Source organism: Halorussus litoreus, from assembly GCF_003382685.1.
Taxonomy (GTDB): domain Archaea; phylum Halobacteriota; class Halobacteria; order Halobacteriales; family Haladaptataceae; genus Halorussus; species Halorussus litoreus.
Window position 1 is genome coordinate 42518 of the sequence record NZ_KZ859516.1, and the last position, 19353, is coordinate 61870.

The window sequence follows — 19353 nt, forward strand, 5'->3', positions numbered from 1 at the left end:
CCCCGTCGAGCCATCGGTTCCACTGTGCTACCAGTCGCGTCCGCTCTCGGTTCACTCCACGCGATTCGGGAAGTACTGCGCCACGTCCGCCCCGGTCGCCTCACCGTCGACCGCCTCGACGGCCAGCGCGAGCTTCAGCCGGGCCTTCCACGGCGCGAGGTCGCCGCCCGAGATCACGCCGCGCTCGTGGAGGGTTTGGCCCCCACCCGGCGTGCCGTACACCGCGCCGGTGGTCCCGGCCCCGCACCGCGAAGTGACCACGACCGGGAGTCCGGCGTCGACGGCGTCCGCGACGGCCTCGCCGAGTGCGCCCGTCGCGTTTCCGAGCCCGGTACCCGCGAGCACGAGGCCGTCGACGCCCGAGTCGACCGCGCGCTCGACCTGCGCGCCGTCCACGCCCGCGGCCGAGACGACCATCTCGACGCGGGCGTCGGTCCCTTCGACCGGGATCGACTCTGACTCGCTCCGGGGCTCACGGTGGAACTGCAGGCCGTCGCGCGTGAGCGTGGCGACCGGGCCGTCGTTCGGCGACTCGAACGCCGCGAGCTTGTGCGAGTGGCCCTTCCGTACGTCGCGGGCGGCGTGGAGTTCGTCGTCGAACGCGAGGAAGACGCCGTCCTCGACGCGCGGGTGGGTCGCCGCCCGAACCGCACTGAGCAGGTTCGCGGGCGCGTCGGAGCTCGGTTCGTCGAGCCGACGCTGCGCGCCGGTGAGGACCACTGGCACCGGGAGCGAGCGCGTCAGGTCGAGGAAGTACGCCGTCTCGGCCATCGTGTCCGTGCCGTGGGTGACGACGAAAGCGTCGGGATCGCCCGATTCGACCGCCGCGCGGGCGCGCTCGCCGACCGCGCTCATCACGTCGAAGTCCATGTCGAAGCCCGGCACCTGCGAGACGGATTCGACGGTGAGGTCGGCGCGGGCTCCGGCGGTTTCACCGCCTTCGCGAGGCTCCTCCGGAGCCTCACAATCTATGTCCGGCACCGATTCGATGAGATCCTCCCCGGAGAGGCTCGGTGCCGCCCCGTCCTCGTCGGGCGTGCTGGCGATGGTTCCACCGGTCGCGATCACGTGGACTCGCGAGAGCATGCTGTGTCCCGTACGTCTTCGAGTGGGGTGGTAAAGGACGCGGTGTGTTCGTCGGGAATCGCGGAATTTCGCGGATGGAGCGTTACACAGCCGAATGTCGACCGAATTCTGTTACGGCGGTGAAATCGCTCAGTCCGACGTTCCGCGGTCGGTGTACTCCAGAAGCAGATGCGGAACCACGACGCCGACGAGAGTGACGGCTCCGAAGACGATCTCCGACGAGAGGTCGGTGTACGCCGAGAGTCCGAACAGCAGTCCCATCGCGGCCAGTACGAAGACGCCGATGAGCTTGTTCTCGGCAGTCAGCAGTCCCTCTCGGCGGACGAGAACGGCCAGCGAAATCGCGACCAGAGCGACGATTCCGACGAGCACGACCATGAGCGACTCGACCGAGTCCGTCGCGAGGCTGTAGACCAGTCCGACGCCGACCGAGACGTACGCCAGTCCGAGCGCTATCGTCCCCAATTTGCCGCCGGGAGAGCGGTGGTCTCCCGTTTCTGATTCTGAATCGGTCATACTGTTTGTGCCACGATTAGTTCCGTTAGTTATCCGAGGAGATACCGCATCCAGGAGTACCGTTCGACGAGCGGCTGCCCGCCGACCTCGTACTGCTCGATGTACTTGTCGAGACCGAGGATGCGGCCTGCGCCGAACGCCGCCACCGAGAGGAACACCAGCATGTACGCGAAGTCCCCGTTGATGTACCCGTGTGAGATCTCCCAGTTCCCGAGGTAAAACAGCAACATCATGAACGCGCCGAAGAAGGCGGCGAGGCGCGTGAACCCGCCAACGAGCAGTCCGAGCCCGATGAGGACCTCGCCCCACGGGACCGCGACGTTGACGAACTCCACGAACCACGACGTCTGACCCATCTGGACGAAGAGGTCCGCGACGGGGCTACCGTTTGCCGGCGGTGCGTTCACGAGGTAGCCGCTTGCCGAGAACTCGCCCGAGAGGACCTTGTCGATCCCGCTCTGAAGGAAGGCCAGCCCCATCATGAGCCGGAGCGCGAGGATGAACCAGACGCTCAGCGTGTGGAGTTTGCCTTCCGCGGTGAACCCTGCAATCGTACTTCGGAGTTCGACTTCTTGAGACGACATTACCCCGACAACACAGCCATCTAATAAAGAAGTTGCCCCACCAGCGGCGCGATATCCAATCCTGGCGCAGAGTGACTTCCACCCCCGCGAGGCTACTCACCGACCGAGAATCCCTCGTCTTCGAGCAGTTCGCGGACGCGCTCGCGGTGGTCGCCCTGTAGCTCGATGCGACCCTCGTCCACCGTCCCGCCGGTGGCGAGGCTGCTCTTGAGGTCGGAGGCGAGGCTCTGGACGTCGACCGACGACTCGTCGAACCCCTCCACGATAGTCATCGCCTTGCCGTACGTGCGCTCGTCTACCCTGACCCTAAGTCGCTGCTCGGTGCGGCCCAGATCCTCGTCGATGCCGAGTTCGTCCGGCAGCCCGGACACGTCGCTGATGTCTTTGTCCCCCATGACTCGGAGTAGGGTACGCGCGACCTTGAGCCTTCGGCGAGTCCCGACTGTAGGCACCCACCACCCGCGGGACCACCGCGGCCAACGTCGGTCGTCGCCGCCGACGGTCACCCGCCAACGGTCACCCGCCGACCCACGGAATCACCGCGACGAAGACACCCAGGGCCGTGAGAACGCCGCCGAACCCGAGATAGACGAGGCCGCTCCGTTTGCCTTCGCGGATCAACTCCTCCTCGGACTTGTCCGAGAGGACGAAGTCGCCTGACTCGGTCGGCTCGTCGATGACGAAGTTGCGCTCGCCCCACTCGGACTCGGCCTCTCGGGCCGCGCCCAACACGTAGACCTCTTCGCCCGGTTCGATCATCCCCTCCGAGTAGCGGCGGCGCTCACCGAAGCTCAACGGCCCGACGTCGTACCGCGACGCCTCCTGTATCGCAGCCTCGGCTTCGAGATACTGCCTGATCTGCTCGGACGGTTCGTCCCCGCTTCCGACCTTCGTCTTCGCCTGTTCGACGTTCAACTCCCCGTCGGCCGGGAGTTCGATCCGTACCTCGCCGGTCCCGTCGTCCACGACCATCGACACAGTCGTGCGGTCCTCGTGTTTCGTCTCCCAGCTCCCGCCACCTTGGCCACTGCTCTCCCACTCCTCCATCTCCACGTACGTTGCCAGCGCGTCCTGCTTGGTAATCGGCGACTCCACGACGTTCGCGTCGTCTGCCGGTCGAGCCGTTCCCTTGACCTCGACCGTTCCGGATTCGAGGTCACGGATTGCGGTCGTCTCCGTGTCGTCGATGCGCTCGGTTTGGGCCCGCTCTACGCGACCTTTGTTCATCGTGTAGAGGCCAGTGACCACGAAGACCAGACTGAATCCTGATATGGCGATATTCTCGAGCAAGCCCTGAACCATCGTTGCAGGTAAATTTTCGGGTACGCGATAAAAATCTGGTGTCACGGCCGGGGGTCGTATTCGAGTTCGGCATTCGAGGACGCGGAGTTCCGTCGTTCCGGGAACCCGAGTTTTACGTGGGTACGGGCAATCTATCACCACGAAATGCTTTCCGCACGCGGCTCGCTGCTCACCATCGACGTCGGCGAGCGCGAGGCACACACGGAGGATATCGACGACGGACTGGCGTCGTTCGTCGGCGGCCGAGGCGTCGCGACCAAGCTCGCGCACGACCGCGTTCCGTTCGACGCCGACCCGCTCGGACCGGAGAACAGACTGTACTTCTCGTCGGGACCGCTCCAGCAGTCCCGGATGAGCTTTACAGGGCGGATGAACGCGACCGCGGTGTCACCGCTGTCTGACGGCATCCGGTCGACCAACGCCGGCGGGTTCCTCTCGCGGAACTTCGTCGCGACCGGTCACCCCGTGGTCGAGATCGTGGGCGAGAGCGACGACCTGCTCGCGGTCCACGTCGACGACGAGGGCGTCGAGTTCGAGGAAGTTCCAGAGTTGGTCGGCGCGACCGTTCCGGAGACCAGCGAGTACGTGGACGGCGTACACGATCTCGGTTCCGAACATCTCGTGACCGCGGGCCCCGCGGGCGAGAACGAGGTCCGGTACGCCTCGATCATGACCTCCGACACGCGAGCGTTCGGGCGCGGGGGTCTCGGCGCGGTGATGGGCGCGAAGGGCGTCAAATGCGTGAGCTTCGACGGCGACTCCGCGCCCGACGTGGCGATTCCGGACGTACAGATGGAGATCCACCGCGACGCCGCCCAGAGCGACGACTCGATGAAGCGACAGGGGACGACCGGCAGCACCGAGTTCATCAACGACGAGTTCTCGCTGCCGACCCGGTACTTCGCGGAGATGTCGTTCGAGCACGTCGCGGACATCGGTGGCGACGCCGTCGAGGCGAAAAAGTACAAACGCGGGACCTGCTCGCAGTGCGCGTTCGGTTGCAAGCTCCCGACGCGCGACGAGGAGACCGGTCTCGAAACCGAAGGCCCGGAGTTCGAGACCGTCTTCTCGTTCGGCAGCTGCGCGGGGGTCGGGGACATCGTGGACGTGATGAAGTCCAACGACCTCTGCGACCGACTCGGCCTCGACACCATCTCGGCCGGCGTCACCATCTCGGCGTACCTCGCCAGCGAGGACGAGTTCGGGAACGCCGACCTCGTCCACGACCTGGTCGAGAAGATCGCCCGCCGCGAGGGCGTCGGCGACCTGCTCGCGGAAGGCGTCGACCGGTGCCACGACGAACTCGGCGTCGAGAACTGGTCGTCGAAGGGATTGGAGTTCGCGGCTCACGACGGGCGGGCCATCAACGGTCAGGGGCTGAGCTACGCCACTTCGAACAGCGGGGCGGACCACATGTACTCGGAGATCCTCGGCGACGAGTACTCGGGCGAACTCGACCCCGTGGGTCTCGACGGGAAGGCGTCTCACCTCGTGGCGTCCGAGAACGCGGCCGCGTTCAAGGACAGCGGCGTGGTCTGTGCGTTCTCCAGCAGTTACGTCGGCGAGGAACGTCTCGAAGCGCTGTTCGACGCTCCGTACGAGGACCTGCTCGCGGTCGGCGACCGGGTCGTCGAACTGGAGCGACACTTCAACAACCAACGGGGCTTCGACCGGAGCGACGACGATCTGCCGTACGACCTCCCGGACTTCGAGCGGGCGCTCGACGACTACTACGAGGCTCGTGGCTGGAACGCCGACGGGACGGTGCCCGAGGGCCGGATTGCGGGTGACGCGGACGCGGCGGGTGCGGACTAAGGGCTGTTGCGGACGAGTGTAGTTTGGCTCACCCGTTCGGGCGCGTGCGGCGCGCGCCATTATGGGCGCGCCGCACGCGCCCGAACAGCACCGGAGGATTTCAGTTCTCCACGGAAGATTTCAGTATTCGCTGTGCGACGGATTTAGCACGTGCTGTGGCCCGCTCCGCCGTGGATCGGTGTCACGAAGCTCACCTCGTCGCCGTCCGCCAGGGTCGTCTCGGCGGTCGCGCGCTCGCGGCCGTTCCTGAGCGCGCGCACGCCGTCGCGGACCTCCCCGCGCCCGGTCAGGATCTCCTCGTCAATATCCGGGTACGCCTCCGCGGCGTCGGCGAGCGCGTCCCCGAGCGTCGCCCCGGCGGGGAGTTCGCGCGTCACCGATTTCCGGCCCACCGCGTCGCGGAAGGTGGCGTAGAACTTCAACTCGACGGCAATCGGCTCCTTGGAGTCGCTGGTCGCCGTCATCAGTTTCGTATGAATCGTTCCGGCCCGGCGGATTAGTAACCACCGACTGCCCCATCCCCGAGATATAAAGCCCCACTGCGTCTTCGGTCGAGTATGGACCGAGTAGCAATCGTCGGCGCGTCGATGACGGCGTTCGGCGAGCGCGACGCGTGGCTGCGCGAGTTGCTCGCGCAGGCCGGACGCGAGTGCCTCGCCGACGCCGACGCCGCCCCGACCGACGTGGAGCATCTGTACGTCTCGAACATGGCCAGCGGCGAGTTCGAGGGCCAGACCGGCGTGCCCAACGCCCTCGCCCACGATCTCGGAGCGATGCCGGCGTACACCCAGCGGGTCGACCAGACCTCCGCCTCCGGCGGCGCGGGCGTCTACGCCGCGTGGCAGTCGGTGGCATCCGGCGCGAGCGACCTCACCCTGCTGGTCGGCGGCGAGAAGATGACCCACCGGACTACCACCGAGGCGACGGACGTCATCGCATCGCTCACGCACCCGGTGGAGTACAAGCACGGCGTGACCCTCCCCTCGTTCGCGGGCCTGACTGCGCGGCGGTACCTCCACGAGTACGACGCGCCCCGCGAGAGTCTGGCGAAGGTCGCGGTGAAGAACCACAAGAACGGGCTCGACAATCCCCACGCCCAGTTCCGGAAGGCGGTCGACCTCGAAACCGTGATGGAGTCGCCAATCGTCGCGGACCCCCTGCGCCTCTACGACTTCTGCCCCATCACGGACGGGAGCGCGGCCCTCCTCCTTTGTCCGGAGTCGCTGGCCGACGAGTACGCGCCCGACGACAACTACACCGTCGTCTCGGGCGTGGCGGGCGCGACCGACACCCACGTCGTCCACGAGCGCGACGACCCGACCGTGATGGGCGGTGCGGTCGAGAGCTCCGAGGAGGCCTACGAGATGGCCGACCGCGAGCCCGAGGACGTGGACGTCGCGGAGCTCCACGACATGTTCACAATCCTCGAATTCCTCCAGAGCGAGGCGGTCGGCTTCTTCGACCAAGGAGAGGGCTGGAAGGCCGTCGAGGAGGGCGTCACCGACCGCGACGGCGAGTTGCCCATCAACACCTCCGGCGGTCTCAAGTCGAAGGGGCACCCGCTCGGCGCGAGCGGGGTCGCACAGATCTACGAACTGCACCAGCAGTTGCTCGGCGAGGCGGGCGACCGGCAGGTCGACTGCGAGGTCGGCCTCGCGTGCAACGTCGGCGGCTTCGGCAACTGCGTGACCACCACCATCGTGGAGGAACCCTGAGATGAGCCTGAACGCACACCGCTGTCCGAACGACCACCTGACCTACCCCGGTCACGAGCTCTGTCCCGACTGCGGCGAGGAGCAGACCGACACGATCGACCTGAGCGACGAGACCGCGACGGTCGTGACGTGGACGACCAACACCGCGACGCCGCCGGGCGTCCGCCAGCCGAACTCGCTCGCAATCGTGGAGTTCGAGGTGAGCGAGGCGCCGAGCGCCTCGGAGAGTCGGACGGAGTCCGACGGCGACGACTCGGTGCGAGCCATCGGCCAACTGACGGAGGACGCCGACGTGGAGATCGGCGACGAAGTCCGGCCGGTGTACGCCGAGGAGTTACGCGACCCCGACGCGGGAATCCGGGAGAAAGCGAGTCAGGAGTGGGACGGGTATCGGTTCGAGCCGGTCTGAAGCCGTTCGGAGTTCGGCAGACGAGTGCCGACGACCGACTCGTTGGATTCGCTTCCCCGCGTCAGTTCCCGGCTGCCTCGTCGGCGAACGATGCGAGGTCCGCGACGACTGCCTCGGCGACGTGGTTCTGGTCGAAGTATTCCTCGCGGCCCGGTTTGCCGGAGCCGGGCATGAACAGGTGGTTGAGCTTCGGGTACCGCTGGAACTCGACCGACTCGTCGTCGCCGATGGCGTCACGCCACTGCGCGAAGTCGTCCTCGACGGTCACCTGATAGTCGCGGCCTCCTTGGAGGATGAGTCGCGCGAGGTCGAGTTCTTGGGCGGTCTCCAGATGGTCGTACTCCCGGAGAGTTCGCCAGTACTCGTCGCCGCCGAGGTACACCGTCTCCTCGTCGGGGAAGTCGAGCGACCGGATCTGCTCGACGATCCCACGGACCTGCGCCAGTAGCTCCTCCTCGGCGTCGGTGACCGTCCCGTCGCGTTCGGCGAGATACTGGTTCTGGTCGAGGATCGCCTCGCTCGCGGACCGTGCCAGCGGCGCGAGCATGACGACGCCGGCGAGATCGCCGTCGCGGGCGGCGATCCGCGGCGCGAGGGTCGCTCCGATGCTGTGCCCGGCGACGATCACGTCGTCGTCCGCGACAGCGTCCGTTCCCCGGAGGGCGTCGACTGCCGTCAGCGCGTCTTCGGTCACCGCGTCGTCGATGGTGATCTCCGCGAGGTCCACGTCGCAGGCCTGCGTCCGCTTGTCGTAGCGCAGGACCGCCACACCGCGACTCGCCAGCCCCCACGCCAGATCCTTGTACGGCCTGTTCGGGCCGACGGTTCCGTCGCGGTCACTCGGGCCCTGACCGTGGACCAACACCACGCCCGGCACATCGGCCGCGCCCTCGGGAACCGTCAGCGTCCCGCCGAGTGAACAGCCGTCGGTCGCGACGAGCGACACCTCGCGCTCGGTGAACGCCGACTCGTCGGCGTACGACGGTGCCGACCAGTCGGAGGTCCGCGGCCGGATTCGGAAGCCCGTGATGCCGTCCGATCCGAACGACAACACGAACTCCGGGCGTGCGCGCTCGAACTCGACGGTCCCGGTGACGACGTGGGAGCCGTCTCGTCTGGTGGTTTCCATTGCGGACAGCGATTGAAACGCACCGCTCTCCTGCTCCAGTCCGGACCAGACTCGCTCGAGTTGGCTCTGGCTGATCTGGCTGGCCGCGGTCGAGTTGAATCGCTCGTGGGCCGCCTCGAACGACCCGTCGTCGAGCAGTGCCACGAACTCCCTCGCTCGCCGCTTCAGTTCCTCGGGGTCTGAGGTGGTAGTCGCTTCTTCCGTCTGACTGTCGGTGGTGGTCTCGGTTCCTGTCTCGGTCGGTGGTAGAGTGGTCTGCGGGGCTGTGGTGCCCGCATCGGTCGTCGCGACCGAATCCTGACCGTCGGTGGTTCCGCCGGACTGACAGCCGGCGAGCAGGCCGATCAGTCCCGTTCCGGTCGCGCTCAGGAACCTTCGCCGGTCGAGGCTCATGCTGTCACCTCGGGTCGCCCGGCGTCAGGCCGCGGAACTTCGAACTGCGCCGAACTGGACGATGCGTCATCGTTCGAGGGCTTAGCTGTAACGATCACTGGCCGTAAAGCACCCTTTACAGTAAAGAGAACTTTACGTCACCAGTTAAACTCTTTGGTATCAGCTATCGCTCGTGTCGGTCGGCCATCCCCCGGGACGCCACGAATCACTGCTTTCAGGAACGTGAGGGCCGAACTGGAGACGGATGACGCCACCCCAAGAAGGCGATAGCCGTCGGTTCCAGCGCTGCTTCACGCCCGAGGAGGTCCGGGAGTTCGCGGCCCTCTCGGGCGACGAGCAGCCGCGCCATCTCGACCCCGACGAGGACGGCCGACTGCTCGTCCACGGACTGCTCACGGCCACCATGCCCACCAAGATCGGCGGCGATCTGAACGTGCTCGGTCGCTCGATGGCGTTCGAGTTCCTGAAACCGGTGTACACCGGCGAGACCGTCACCTGCGAGTTGACCATCGAGTCGGTCGTCGAGCGCGAAACGCGCTACGACCTCACCGCGTCGGCGACTTGCGAGAACGAGGACGGCGAGACGGTGCTGACCGGGACTGTCGAGGGGCTAGTCGAGAAGTAGCGCGTCGGCGACGAAGCAGCACTCGACCGTCTCTTAGAGCACTCGGCCGTCTCTTAGCGGTCCGCCCGCTCGGTCTCGGTCGGGTCGACCTCGCGCTCGACAGCCTCCGCGGACTCCCGGATCTCGCGCTCGATGTCCTCGCGGCCTTTCCGGAACTCACCGATAGCTTGGCCGGACGAGCGAGCGAGTTTCGGGAGCTTGTTCGCGCCGAACAGCAGGACGGCGATGAGCAGGATGATCATCATCTCCATCCCGCCGGGCACCGGGCCGAACAACGGTATCGGGTCCATGCGGATGGTAGTCGACGGACCGCTATCAACTCGTCGCGCCTCCGAAGCCCGACATCTCTTGAATCGATAGATTAACATTGAATCCCGAGAGGCGCTTCAGTATGTTTCCGCCGGGCCACTACGGGGTGGCGCTGACGCTGTACGCGGTGGTCGGCTACGCCCTGCTCTCGCGGGGGTACGACAGCGACGCGCTCTACGGTGGCGGCATCGTCCTGGCGTACGCGCTGTTCCCGGACGTGGACGGCGACCTCGCGTTTCTGGTCCACCGTGGGGTGACCCACACCCTCTGGTTCGCGGTCGCAGTGGGACTGTTCTGCGTGCTCGTCGTGGCGTCGTCGCTGTGGCACCGTCCCCGCAGGCAGGCGTTCCGCGGTGCGTGCTGGGCGTTCTTCCTCGGGTCGTTCGCGGTGGTCTCCCACCTCCTCGCGGACCTGCTGAACCCGTGGGGCGTGATGCCGGCGTACCCCGTCTCGCCCGCGCTCTACTCGCTGGACGTCGTGCGCGCGACCAACGACGCCGCGAACTACGCGCTGCTGGCTCTGGGCGTCGGCGCGGCCACGCTCGCGTGGCTGGCGGGGCGACCTGACCGCTCCAGACCGATGCTCCCGGTGCGGATTCTCGTCAGAACGTACCGGCGACTCCGGGGTGGGGACCCGGAGCGCGAGCGCGTCCCGAAGTAACTGACACGAACTGGAATCGAAACTATTCCTCGCCGTCGTCCGGTGAATCCGCCGACTCGCTCGCATCGCCGTCCTCGCTCGACTTGGAAGTCGCGCCGCTCTCCTCCGAGTCGCGTTCGCCCGATGCGTTCTCGGCGCTCTCCGGGTCGCTTTCCGCGTTCGTCGAGCCGCTTTCCGCGTTCGCCGAGTCGCTTTCTGCGTTCGTCGAACCGCTTTCCGCGTTCGTCGAGCCCGTGTCTTCTGCCTCTTTGCGATATTGAATCTCCTCTTTGATCGACCGAAGTTCGGCCTCCACGTCGACCTCGGCGCTGTCGTCCGCGACCTCGCTCTCGGCGTCACTTTCTCCATCGCGTCCCCTGTCGCCCTGGTCGGTGAGTTCGATGGTCGTCCCTCCCGGAAGGTCGTCGTCGGATTCCTGCGAGTCCCCGCGCACTCGATCGCTCTCGCTCTCGTCCGCGCGCTCCTGGCCGCGTTCGCCGCCGCTCGCGCGCTCGCGGTCGTCCGTACGGGGTCGCTCGCGGTCGGCCTCGCGCGCTTGCTCGCGGGCCTCGTCGACCGCGCTCTCCCCGCGGCTGACTCGGTCGCGGATCTCCCGGTTGATTCGTCGGGCGTCCTCCAGCACGTCACGCGCCTCGTCGTCGCGGGGCAGGTCGCTTTCGCGGATGGTCGTCTCCACGTCCGCGAGCGCGGATTCGAGCCGGTCGAGCGTGGCTCGGCTGGCGTCGGCGGCCCGGGATTCGAGCCGGTCGCGCTCCTCGTCGACGACGCTCCGGTCGGGGTCGAGCACGCGAACGACCTGCTGGAGCGCCTTCAGCGCGCGGACGTTGGCCTCCAGCACGGCGATTGCGGTCGGGATGGCGTACTCACCGGTGAACGACAGCACCTCGCGCGGGGTCGGCGGTCGGGGCAATCCGAGTGGACCCTCGGGGGGACGGCCGAGTTCGTCCCGGAGCTCCCGGACGCGTGCTTCGAGTTCGGCCACGCGCTCGTCGAGGTCCTCCGGATTGGTCGAATCGGTCGTCGGTCGTCGGTCCGTCCCATCACGGCGGTTTCGGCGGTCGTCACGGTCGTCGCTCATGACTGGAGATACGTGTCGTGGCGTAAAGAGTTTGGGCGCTTCTCGGAATCAGTCGGGTCGTCGTCGGCAGTGAGTTCGGACGAATTCGGTTACGTATCGTCGGGAACCACGTCTCAGAACCCTTCCCGAAGGAACACGTCGCGCTCGGGGAACATCGCGGTGAGGCCGTCGCGGGCGCTCGCGTCCCGAACTTCGAGGTCGCCGAACTGCTCGGCGTCCGCGACCGAGTGGTGGCCGACGACCACCTGCGAGAGCGTGCTGACGGACGTAGACGCGTCGGCGGTGTCCGTCTCGGCCTCCTCGTCGGTCGGTTCGCACGTCGCGCGGCCGTCCGCGAGGTCGACTCGGAAGGTCCGGTCGTTCCAGTCCGCGAGCGGGTCCGACACCGAGAGCGTGAACGCGCGGGACGCCACGTCTGGGTAGTCGAACGCTTCGATGGCGGCGGGAACGTCCACGAGGCGGACCATCGGCCCGGCCTTCACCTCGCACTCGACGCTTCCGGGGTCCTCGACCGCGTCGAACAGCCCCCAGTCGGGCGGCGCGTAGACGCTCACGCTGTCGACCTGCGAGTCGTGGTTCGCGAGATAGCGCAGGAGGTTGAGCCGGGCCTCGCGGTCGACGGCGGCGAACTCCTCGACGTGGAGTCGCTTGCCGTCGTCCTCGGCCTCGAATCGGTAGACGAGGTAGCCCCGAATCTCCCCATCGTCGGCCCAGCCGGCGACGTAGGGTTTGGCCTGCCAGTTCTCCAGCACGCGCTCGCACCACCAGTCCTCGGAGCGGTCGACGGCGAGTTCGTAGCCCGCGCTCTCGGCGGCCAGAACCGGGTCGAGCCGGTCGTAGTCGTCGGTGTCGAGCGAGCGGAACTCCCCGCCGGCTTCCTCACAGTCGCGGGCGAAGGCGAGGTCGTCCGGGTCGCACTGATACTTCCCGAACCTGTTCGCCAGCCCCCAGCCGAGGCCACCGTAGACGGTGTGTTCGGTCGCCCAGAGCGCGGTGAGAACGTCGCCGCGGTCGCGGTACTCGGCCAGCGACTCGGCGAGCAGCCGGGTAACGTAGCCGTTCCGGCGGTGCTCCGGCGGCGTGGCGACGGCCGCGAGTCCCGGCATCTCGAACCACCGACCGCGCAAGCGCGTCCGGAACCAGTAGTGGCGACAGACCGCGAGCAGGTCGTCGCCGTCGACCAGCGCTCGGGGGTGTCCGGGCTGCTCGTCGGAATCGTGATCGTCTCCCCGGTCGACTCCGGGTCCCTCCTCCGGGCTGAACGCGTACTGGAGGTACTTCTCGAACTCGTCCCGTCGGTCGTCGGGGAGCGGGCGGTACTCCATACGACGGCGGCGTCCGGGCCGGATAAATAGCTTCTCGTTGCGTGACAAGCTGACACGTACAACTTCGATTCCGCGGGACTACTGGAATTTCGATTCCGTGCGACTACTGGAATCCGCGCCGGTACTGGACCGGAATCTCGACGCGGTCCGCTTCGCCCAACTCGTGAGCCGCGTGGAGCGTGAAGTACGGGTTCCGCAGGTGCTCGCGGCCGACGATGGCGAGGTCGGCGCGGTCGTTCCGGACGATGGCGTCGGCCTGCGTGGCCTCAGTAATCTTGCCCACGGCGCCGACGAGCGCGTCGGTCGCCTCGCCCACGCGCTCGGCGTAGGGAACCATGTAGTTCGGGCCGACGCTGGGGATCTGTTGGTCGGGATGGATGCCGCCCGAACTCACGTCGATCAGGTCCGCGCCCGCGTCCGCGAGCAGCGGTGCGAGCCGCGCGGTGTCCTCGACGGTCCACGACTCGCGGTCGGGGAGCCAGTCGCTGGCCGAGACGCGGACGAAGACGGGTTGGTCGTCCGGCCACACCTCGCGGACCTCGGCGGTCACCTCTCGGACGAGTCGGGTCCGGCCCTCGAAGTCGCCGCCGTACTCGTCCTCGCGGTCGTTCGACACCGGCGAGTAGAACTCGTGGAGCAAGTAGCCGTGCGCGGCGTGGACCTCCGCGACCTCGAACCCCGCGTCGCGGGCGCGCTCGGCGGCCGCCACGAAGGCGTCTTTCACGTCCGCGACGTCGTCCTTGCTCATCCGTTTCGTCTCCGGCGGCTGGTCGTCGTACGGATACGGGCTGCCCGGTGCGACGGTCTCCCAGCCGCCCTCGTCGGGCTGTAGCGGTCGGCTTCCGTCTGCGGGGCGGGTCTTGCTCGCCTTTCGGCCGGCGTGAGCGAGCTGGATGCCCGGGGTCGCGCCGTGCTCGGCCATGAACTCCGCGACGGGCGCGAGCGCGTCGGCGTGCTCCTCGCTCCAGATGCCGAGGTCCCGCGGCGTGATGCGGCCTCGCGGCTCCACCGCGGTCGCTTCGGCCATCACGAGCCCCGCGCCGCCGACGGCCCGGCTCCCGAGGTGGACCTCGTGCCAGTCGTAGCCCACGCCGTCGGGGCCACAGCAGTACTGGCACATGGGGGAGACCATCACCCGATTCCGAATTTCTGTCCCGCGGATCTCCAGCGGACTGAACAGATCGCTCATCCCGTACTGGTCGGGACCACTCCACCGAAAGGCTACGGCTCACCCCCATTTCTTGCCGACTGCTGGCGGCGACCGGTCGAGCGATCCGTCGGACGCTCTGTCGAGCGGCCCGTCGAGTAATCTGTCGGGTGACGCCTCGAACGGTGGTTTCGAGCCCCGAAACGCTTATTGACGACGTTCTCGTTATTGGTGAATCGATGCTGGGGGAGCAAGGAAGGGGCCGGCCGGAAGCGGTCGCACGATTCGAGCAGCGACTCGCCGATCTCAAGCGGAACGGGTGCAACGTCCTTCTCGTCGGCACCGACGCGACGGACGCGGCGTGCGAGCGCCTGCTGGGCGAGTCGAGCGCGGGACCGCGCTATCGGCTGTTCGCCACGACCGACGCGCGGCCGGACGCCGCGCGTGCGAAACTCGCCGCCGTCCAGTCGGGCCCGTACGCCGACCCGGCCGCGGTCGTGAACTGGCCCGCCGACGTGCGCGGAGGCGTCGCAGATGTGGGTGATGTCCGTGGACGCGATGGCGGTGCGCCCTGCGGACGCGATGGCGGTGCGCCCTGCGGACGCGATGGCGGTGCGACTCGCGGACGCGATGGGAGCGAACCGTACACGCGAGTCGGGAGTTCGGCACGCGGCTCGACCGGCTCGGCCAACAGCTCGGCGATTCGGACGATTCCCGTCGAGAGCGACGACCTCTCGGAACTCCGGGATCGCGTCGAGGACGCCGTGGCGTCGTTCGAGGACGAGGCTGGCGACCTCTCGCCGGGGGAACTCCGGCTCTGCGTCGACTCGCTGACGCCGCTGGTCCTCGACTACGACGACCAACTCGTCGACCGATTCCTCGCGGACCTGATCGGAATCGTCGAGTCGGCCGGCGGGATGGCCCACTACCACCTGCCCGCCGACTACAACTCCGAGGTCGTCCAGCGGGTCGAGCCGCTGTTCGACGCCGCTGTGGAGGTGCGTCGCTCGGAGGCTCGCGTCGAGCAGCACTGGCACCTCTCCGACCCCGACTTTTCGACCGGGTGGCTCCCGCTGTGACGATTCTTCGGTCGTCGTTTCACTCGGCTTCGTCAGTTTCGAGCTACTCGTCCCCTTCTTCCCCGTCCTCCGTCTGACCGACGTACCACGAGTAGTCGTCCAGCAGGCGCTTCCAGATGCGGGGGTCGAAGCCGGGCGACTCCCTGCCGAGTTCCCGGATTCGGCGCAGTTGTTTCGTTCGATTCCGCCGTCCGAGAATAAACCCCACGCGGATTATCGGCGCCGAAACTGGAGGGGTCGAAACGTTGGGATACCGGGTCGGGGCTCACCGCAGGGTCAGCCTCACCACAAAGTCAACGAGTCGTGCGCGAGGAAGCTCTGGATGGCGTGAGCGTCGGACTCCAGGTCCACAAGCAGTTCCCGGAGCAGGTGGCCAGTAGCGTGGTCGCCCAGGCTCTCGACGAGTTCGACGTGGCTGCTCACGCTCTCGATGAGTTCGCCGTACGCGTCGAGGTCGCTCTCCAGCGAGGTCCGGGCGTCGTACACGTCCTCGCCCTCGAAGGGAATCGGGCTGTGGCGCTGGGCCGCGGCCGGACCGCTCACCGGAACGCCTCCGACCGCGACGATTCGGCGGGCCAGCGCGTCCGCGTGATGCCGGACGGTGACTGTGGCCTCGCCGAGGAACTCCCCGAGCTGACGGGACTGCGCGCCCGCCACGTGCCACCGATGCTTGCGGAGCTGGTGGGCGAGGACCGTGGTCGCCGCGAGGTCGGCGTTCACCGCTTCCACGACCTGCTCGGCCTTTCCCGCGTCGAGTCGGACGGCGTTGTCCGCGACGGTACCCGCCTGCTGGCGCACCTGACGCTGTCGGCTCATGGTGGGGACGAGTGACGGTGGAGTAGCGCTTAAGGCTACTTGGCGGCGGGCGCTACTTGGCGGTGGACGGCTCCCGTGCAGTGAGTCCCCGGCGACTCTGTTTATCCGGTCTTGAGTAAACATTTTACGCGAGGGCTTCCAAGGACGAGGTATGTCACAACAGCCACTCCAGCGCCGGGAACGCCTCTACGTCGACGGCGACTGGCGCGACGCCGACGACGTGCTCGACGTGACCGACCTCGCGGACGGCGGCACGTTCGCGCAGGTGGCGGCCGCGAGCCCCGAGCAGGCCGACCAGGCGCTCGCCGCCGCCGAGCGCGCCCAGTCGGCCCTGCGCGAGACGACCGTGCCCGAGCGCGCCGATTGGATGGACGAGATCGCGGACGGGCTGCTCGCCCGCAAGGAAGAACTCGCGGAGGTAATCGTCCGCGAGGCGGGCAAGCCCATCTCCTCGGCGCGCGGCGAAGTCGAGAGCGCGGCCGAGCGCTTTCGGAGAGCGACGGAGGAGATTCGCGCGCTGAAGGGCGAGTTCCGCGAGGGCACCACCGCGGGCCACGAGGGCTGGAACGCAATCGTCAAGCACGAGCCGATGGGCACCGTGCTCGCGATCACGCCGTACAACTACCCGCTCTCGACCACGGCGCTGTCGGTCGCGCCCGCACTCGTCGCCGGGAACGCCGTCATCCTGAAGCCCGCGAGCGATACGCCCGTGAGCGCCGCGATTCTGGCCGACGTCATCTCGGAACTCGACCTGCCCGACGGCGCGTTCAACTTCGTTCCGGGCCGCGCGAGCACCATCGGTGACGTGCTCTCGGGCGACGACCGCATCGACGTGATCTCGATGACCGGTTCCAGCGCGGCGGGCAAACACGTCGCCAAGGAGAGCGGGATGGTGAACCTCCACATGGAGTTGGGTGGGAACGCTCCGGCCGTGGTGTTCCCGGACGCCGATCTGGCGGACGTGGCGGGCCAGTGTGCGAAGGGGTCGTTCAAGTACGCCGGCCAGCGCTGCTCTGCGGTGAGCCGGGTGCTCGCCCACGAGTCGGTCCACGACGAGGTGGTCGACCTGCTGGAGGCCGAGATGGACGACTGGCAGCCCGGCGACCTCTTCGAGGAAGACACCACGATGGGGCCGCTCATCGCCGAGGGGCAGGCCGAGTGGGTCGCGGAACTGGTCGAGGACGCGGTCGAGCGAGGCGCGGACCTCGTCCGCGGCGGCGACCGCGACGGAATCGTCTTCGAGCCGACCCTGCTGGCGAACGTCCCCCACGACGCCCGCATCGTCCATGAGGAGCAGTTCGGCCCCGTCGCGGCCGTGACGACGTTCGCGGACGAGGAGGAAGCTATCGAGATCGCGAATCGAGGGGACCTCGCGCTCGACGCCTCGGTATTCACGACGGACTACGACCGCGCGATGGCGTTGGCCGACGAACTGGACGCCGGGGCCGTCCGCATCAACGGGTCGCCAAGCCACGGCCTGGGCGACATCCCCTTCGGCGGGAACGAGGCGTCGGGCATCGGTCGCCAGGGCCTCCACACGACCATCGAGGAGATGGTTCGGACGAAGAGCGTCATCCTCTGAAGCCGGAAAGGCTGTCCTTCGTTCGAAAACTCGGCTGGCTTTCGGTGGGAGTTGATGACCTATCCAAGCGACCTCTCGTCTTTCTTTCCAAGCGACTTCTGGGTTCTCGGGCCGCAAAACCACCTGTTCCGCTGTTTCGTTTGTTTTGGTTTGTTTATAAAGTCTCCCACCCCGTCGTTCGTCTGAAATTCGGTAGTGCGGCGGGAGGGGGTATGTGGCGGCGGTGGGCTATCGGTATTTTCCGCAAAGCCGGTAGTCGGAAAAGACAAATACGACTAGTCTACGGATATGGTTTTCGGAGCTAGGACAAGTAACTTCCCATGTCTAGACCCGGAACGCCACCCGACCCCTCGGTTCTCGGAGAAACAGCGGAACGATGGGGTGGGGGTGTTTCTTAAGCCACCGCTTCACATGAATCAGCGGAATCAGCGGAACGGGTGGTTTCGACAGCTTCAAGACCGGGCACCGATTCGGAGCGAGTATCATGGGTTCGTTCGACTTCGTCAGGGAGTACTCGCCGTACACCAACCGCGAGGCTCTGCTCGACGACTACACGCCCGACACGCTCGTGGGCCGCGACGACGAACTCGACGAGTACCACGGCGCGCTCCAGCCCGCCATCTACGGCGAACAGCCCGACAACATCTTCCTCTACGGCAAGGCCGGCGTCGGCAAGACCGCCGCCACGCGCTTTCTGCTGAACAAACTGGAGGACAACGCCGAGGCGTACGACGACCTCGACGTTCGCACCGAGATCATCAACTGCGACGGCCTCAACTCCTCGTACCGGGTCGCGAGCAACCTCGTGAACGCGCTCCGGGACCCCTCGAACCACATCAGCGAGACGGGCTACTCCCGTTCGCAGGTGTACGACCTCATGTGGGAGGAACTCGACGACTACGGCGGCATCATCCTCATCGTGCTCGACGAGATCGACCACCTCAAGGACGACTCTATCCTCTACCAGCTCTCGCGCGCCCGGGAGAACGAGAACCTGACCGAGGCCCGCATCGGCCTCATCGGCATCAGCAACGACCTGACGTTCCGCGACTCGCTCTCGCCCAAGGTCCGCTCGTCGCTCTGTGAGCGATCCATCTCCTTTTCGACGTACGACGCCACGGAGCTCCGGGCGGTGCTCGAACAGCGCGAGTCGGTCGCGTTCAAAGACGACGTGCTGACCGACGACGTGGTGCCGCTCTGCGCCGCGTTCGGCGCGCAGGAGTCGGGGGACGCCAGAAAAGCCCTCGACCTCCTGCTCAAAGCGGGCGATCTCGCCCGCGAGGAGAACGACGAGGAGGTGACCGAGGGCCACGTCCGGCGCGGTCGGGAACTCCTCGAACGCGAGCAGGTCGCCCGCGGCATCGCGGACCTGAACGACCACGAGCGACTGGTGGTGTACGCCCTCGCCACGCTCGAAGCCGAGGACGACACCCCGGCGCGTTCGCGGGAGATCTACACCCGCTACGAGTCGCTCGTTGACGCCGCCGGCACCGAGGCGCTGACGACCCGGTGGCTCCGCGAGCACCTCGACGACCTCGCCATGCTCGGCATCCTCAACGTGACCGAGAACAACGAGGGGTCGGCCGGCGGGAAGTACCGCGAGTACGACCTCCAGCAGGATCTCGCGGTCGTGCTCGACGCCCTTGAAGAGACGTTCGAATCGATGGGCGTTCACACGAGCGTGAAAGGATACCTTTGACCAACCACCTTTTTTCTTCGTCGGGTTCGCGCGGGTTCGGCCGCGAGCGGCCGAAAAACACGGGACACCTGCACGGAATCTTA

At 67.1% G+C, this 19353-nt stretch carries 21 protein-coding genes; 8 read left to right on the forward strand and 13 right to left on the reverse strand.

Going from position 1 to position 19353, the window contains the following annotated elements:
* Positions 1-51: 51 nt before the first annotated feature.
* The 5 genes from DPQ64_RS07905 to DPQ64_RS07925 form a co-directional block, all read right to left on the reverse strand.
* Positions 52-1086, reverse strand: a complete 1035-nt coding sequence (locus DPQ64_RS07905; RefSeq protein WP_115863811.1) for an asparaginase — start codon at positions 1084-1086, stop codon at positions 52-54.
* A 129-nt stretch (positions 1087-1215) separates the two neighbouring features.
* Positions 1216-1602, reverse strand: a complete 387-nt coding sequence (locus DPQ64_RS07910) for a hypothetical protein (RefSeq protein WP_115863812.1) — start codon at positions 1600-1602, stop codon at positions 1216-1218.
* 29 nt (positions 1603-1631) lie between these two features.
* Complete coding sequence (locus DPQ64_RS07915; protein ID WP_115863813.1) at positions 1632-2186, reverse strand: DoxX family protein; 555 nt, start codon at positions 2184-2186, stop codon at positions 1632-1634.
* Positions 2187-2278: 92 nt separating this feature from the next.
* Complete coding sequence (yciH, locus tag DPQ64_RS07920; protein WP_115863814.1) at positions 2279-2581, reverse strand: translation initiation factor; 303 nt, start codon at positions 2579-2581, stop codon at positions 2279-2281.
* Between the two features lie 121 nt (positions 2582-2702).
* On the reverse strand, positions 2703-3488 hold the full coding sequence (locus tag DPQ64_RS07925) for a GIDE domain-containing protein (protein ID WP_198662049.1): 786 nt from the start codon (positions 3486-3488) through the stop codon (positions 2703-2705).
* Between the two features lie 144 nt (positions 3489-3632).
* Between DPQ64_RS07925 and DPQ64_RS07930 the strand changes: the two genes are divergently transcribed.
* Positions 3633-5303 (forward strand): aldehyde ferredoxin oxidoreductase C-terminal domain-containing protein, encoded by a 1671-nt coding sequence (locus tag DPQ64_RS07930; RefSeq protein WP_115863815.1) that lies wholly within the window; start codon positions 3633-3635, stop codon positions 5301-5303.
* Between the two features lie 143 nt (positions 5304-5446).
* Here the strand turns inward: DPQ64_RS07930 and DPQ64_RS07935 are convergent, their stop codons facing one another.
* Positions 5447-5767, reverse strand: coding sequence for a ubiquitin-like small modifier protein 1 (locus DPQ64_RS07935; RefSeq protein WP_115863816.1), 321 nt, complete (start codon positions 5765-5767; stop codon positions 5447-5449).
* A 93-nt stretch (positions 5768-5860) separates the two neighbouring features.
* Here DPQ64_RS07935 and DPQ64_RS07940 point away from each other — a divergent pair, with 93 nt between their 5' ends.
* Complete coding sequence (locus DPQ64_RS07940) at positions 5861-7018, forward strand: thiolase family protein (RefSeq protein WP_115863817.1); 1158 nt, start codon at positions 5861-5863, stop codon at positions 7016-7018.
* A gap of 1 nt (position 7019) precedes the next feature.
* On the forward strand, positions 7020-7427 hold the full coding sequence (locus DPQ64_RS07945; RefSeq protein WP_115863818.1) for a Zn-ribbon domain-containing OB-fold protein: 408 nt from the start codon (positions 7020-7022) through the stop codon (positions 7425-7427).
* Positions 7428-7488: 61 nt separating this feature from the next.
* On the opposite strand, the gene DPQ64_RS07950 is transcribed toward DPQ64_RS07945, so the two are convergent.
* Entirely contained in the window at positions 7489-8949 is a 1461-nt protein-coding gene (locus DPQ64_RS07950; protein WP_115863819.1) for an alpha/beta hydrolase, read from the reverse strand.
* Between the two features lie 244 nt (positions 8950-9193).
* Here DPQ64_RS07950 and DPQ64_RS07955 point away from each other — a divergent pair, with 244 nt between their 5' ends.
* The gene (locus tag DPQ64_RS07955; protein WP_115863820.1) at positions 9194-9574 is read left to right on the forward strand and encodes a MaoC/PaaZ C-terminal domain-containing protein; all 381 of its coding nucleotides are present in this window, start codon (positions 9194-9196) and stop codon (positions 9572-9574) included.
* A gap of 53 nt (positions 9575-9627) precedes the next feature.
* Here the strand turns inward: DPQ64_RS07955 and DPQ64_RS07960 are convergent, their stop codons facing one another.
* On the reverse strand, positions 9628-9864 hold the full coding sequence (locus DPQ64_RS07960) for a Sec-independent protein translocase subunit TatA/TatB (RefSeq protein WP_198662050.1): 237 nt from the start codon (positions 9862-9864) through the stop codon (positions 9628-9630).
* Positions 9865-9965: 101 nt separating this feature from the next.
* On the opposite strand from DPQ64_RS07960, the gene DPQ64_RS07965 reads away from it, so the two are divergent.
* A complete protein-coding gene (locus DPQ64_RS07965) occupies positions 9966-10544 on the forward strand; it encodes a metal-dependent hydrolase (protein ID WP_115863821.1) in 579 nt (192 codons plus the stop codon).
* Between the two features lie 22 nt (positions 10545-10566).
* Here the strand turns inward: DPQ64_RS07965 and DPQ64_RS18715 are convergent, their stop codons facing one another.
* The 3 genes from DPQ64_RS18715 to DPQ64_RS07980 all read right to left on the reverse strand — a co-directional run bounded on the left by DPQ64_RS18715 (position 10567) and on the right by DPQ64_RS07980 (position 14136).
* Positions 10567-11622: a DUF7547 family protein gene (locus DPQ64_RS18715; RefSeq protein ID WP_157971638.1), complete on the reverse strand. Its 1056-nt coding sequence runs from the start codon at positions 11620-11622 to the stop codon at positions 10567-10569.
* A 113-nt stretch (positions 11623-11735) separates the two neighbouring features.
* Positions 11736-12947, reverse strand: a complete 1212-nt coding sequence (locus DPQ64_RS07975; RefSeq protein WP_115863822.1) for a GNAT family N-acetyltransferase — start codon at positions 12945-12947, stop codon at positions 11736-11738.
* 103 nt (positions 12948-13050) lie between these two features.
* Positions 13051-14136 (reverse strand): NADH:flavin oxidoreductase/NADH oxidase, encoded by a 1086-nt coding sequence (locus DPQ64_RS07980; protein ID WP_115863823.1) that lies wholly within the window; start codon positions 14134-14136, stop codon positions 13051-13053.
* 197 nt (positions 14137-14333) lie between these two features.
* Between DPQ64_RS07980 and DPQ64_RS18720 the strand changes: the two genes are divergently transcribed.
* The gene (locus tag DPQ64_RS18720) at positions 14334-15173 is read left to right on the forward strand and encodes a DUF7504 family protein (protein WP_157971639.1); all 840 of its coding nucleotides are present in this window, start codon (positions 14334-14336) and stop codon (positions 15171-15173) included.
* A 43-nt stretch (positions 15174-15216) separates the two neighbouring features.
* On the opposite strand, the gene DPQ64_RS18725 is transcribed toward DPQ64_RS18720, so the two are convergent.
* Together DPQ64_RS18725 and dpsA are read right to left on the reverse strand one after the other, a co-directional pair.
* A complete protein-coding gene (locus tag DPQ64_RS18725; protein ID WP_157971640.1) occupies positions 15217-15381 on the reverse strand; it encodes a hypothetical protein in 165 nt (54 codons plus the stop codon).
* Between the two features lie 74 nt (positions 15382-15455).
* Positions 15456-15989: a DNA starvation/stationary phase protection protein DpsA gene (gene dpsA / locus DPQ64_RS07995; protein ID WP_115863826.1), complete on the reverse strand. Its 534-nt coding sequence runs from the start codon at positions 15987-15989 to the stop codon at positions 15456-15458.
* Between the two features lie 151 nt (positions 15990-16140).
* Here dpsA and DPQ64_RS08000 point away from each other — a divergent pair, with 151 nt between their 5' ends.
* Both DPQ64_RS08000 and DPQ64_RS08005 read left to right on the forward strand, forming a co-directional pair.
* Complete coding sequence (locus DPQ64_RS08000) at positions 16141-17571, forward strand: aldehyde dehydrogenase family protein (protein WP_115863827.1); 1431 nt, start codon at positions 16141-16143, stop codon at positions 17569-17571.
* Positions 17572-18055: 484 nt separating this feature from the next.
* Positions 18056-19270 carry a Cdc6/Cdc18 family protein gene (locus DPQ64_RS08005; protein WP_115863828.1) on the forward strand — a complete coding sequence of 405 codons (1215 nt, stop codon included), beginning with the start codon at positions 18056-18058 and terminating at the stop codon, positions 19268-19270.
* Positions 19271-19353 lie beyond the last annotated feature (83 nt).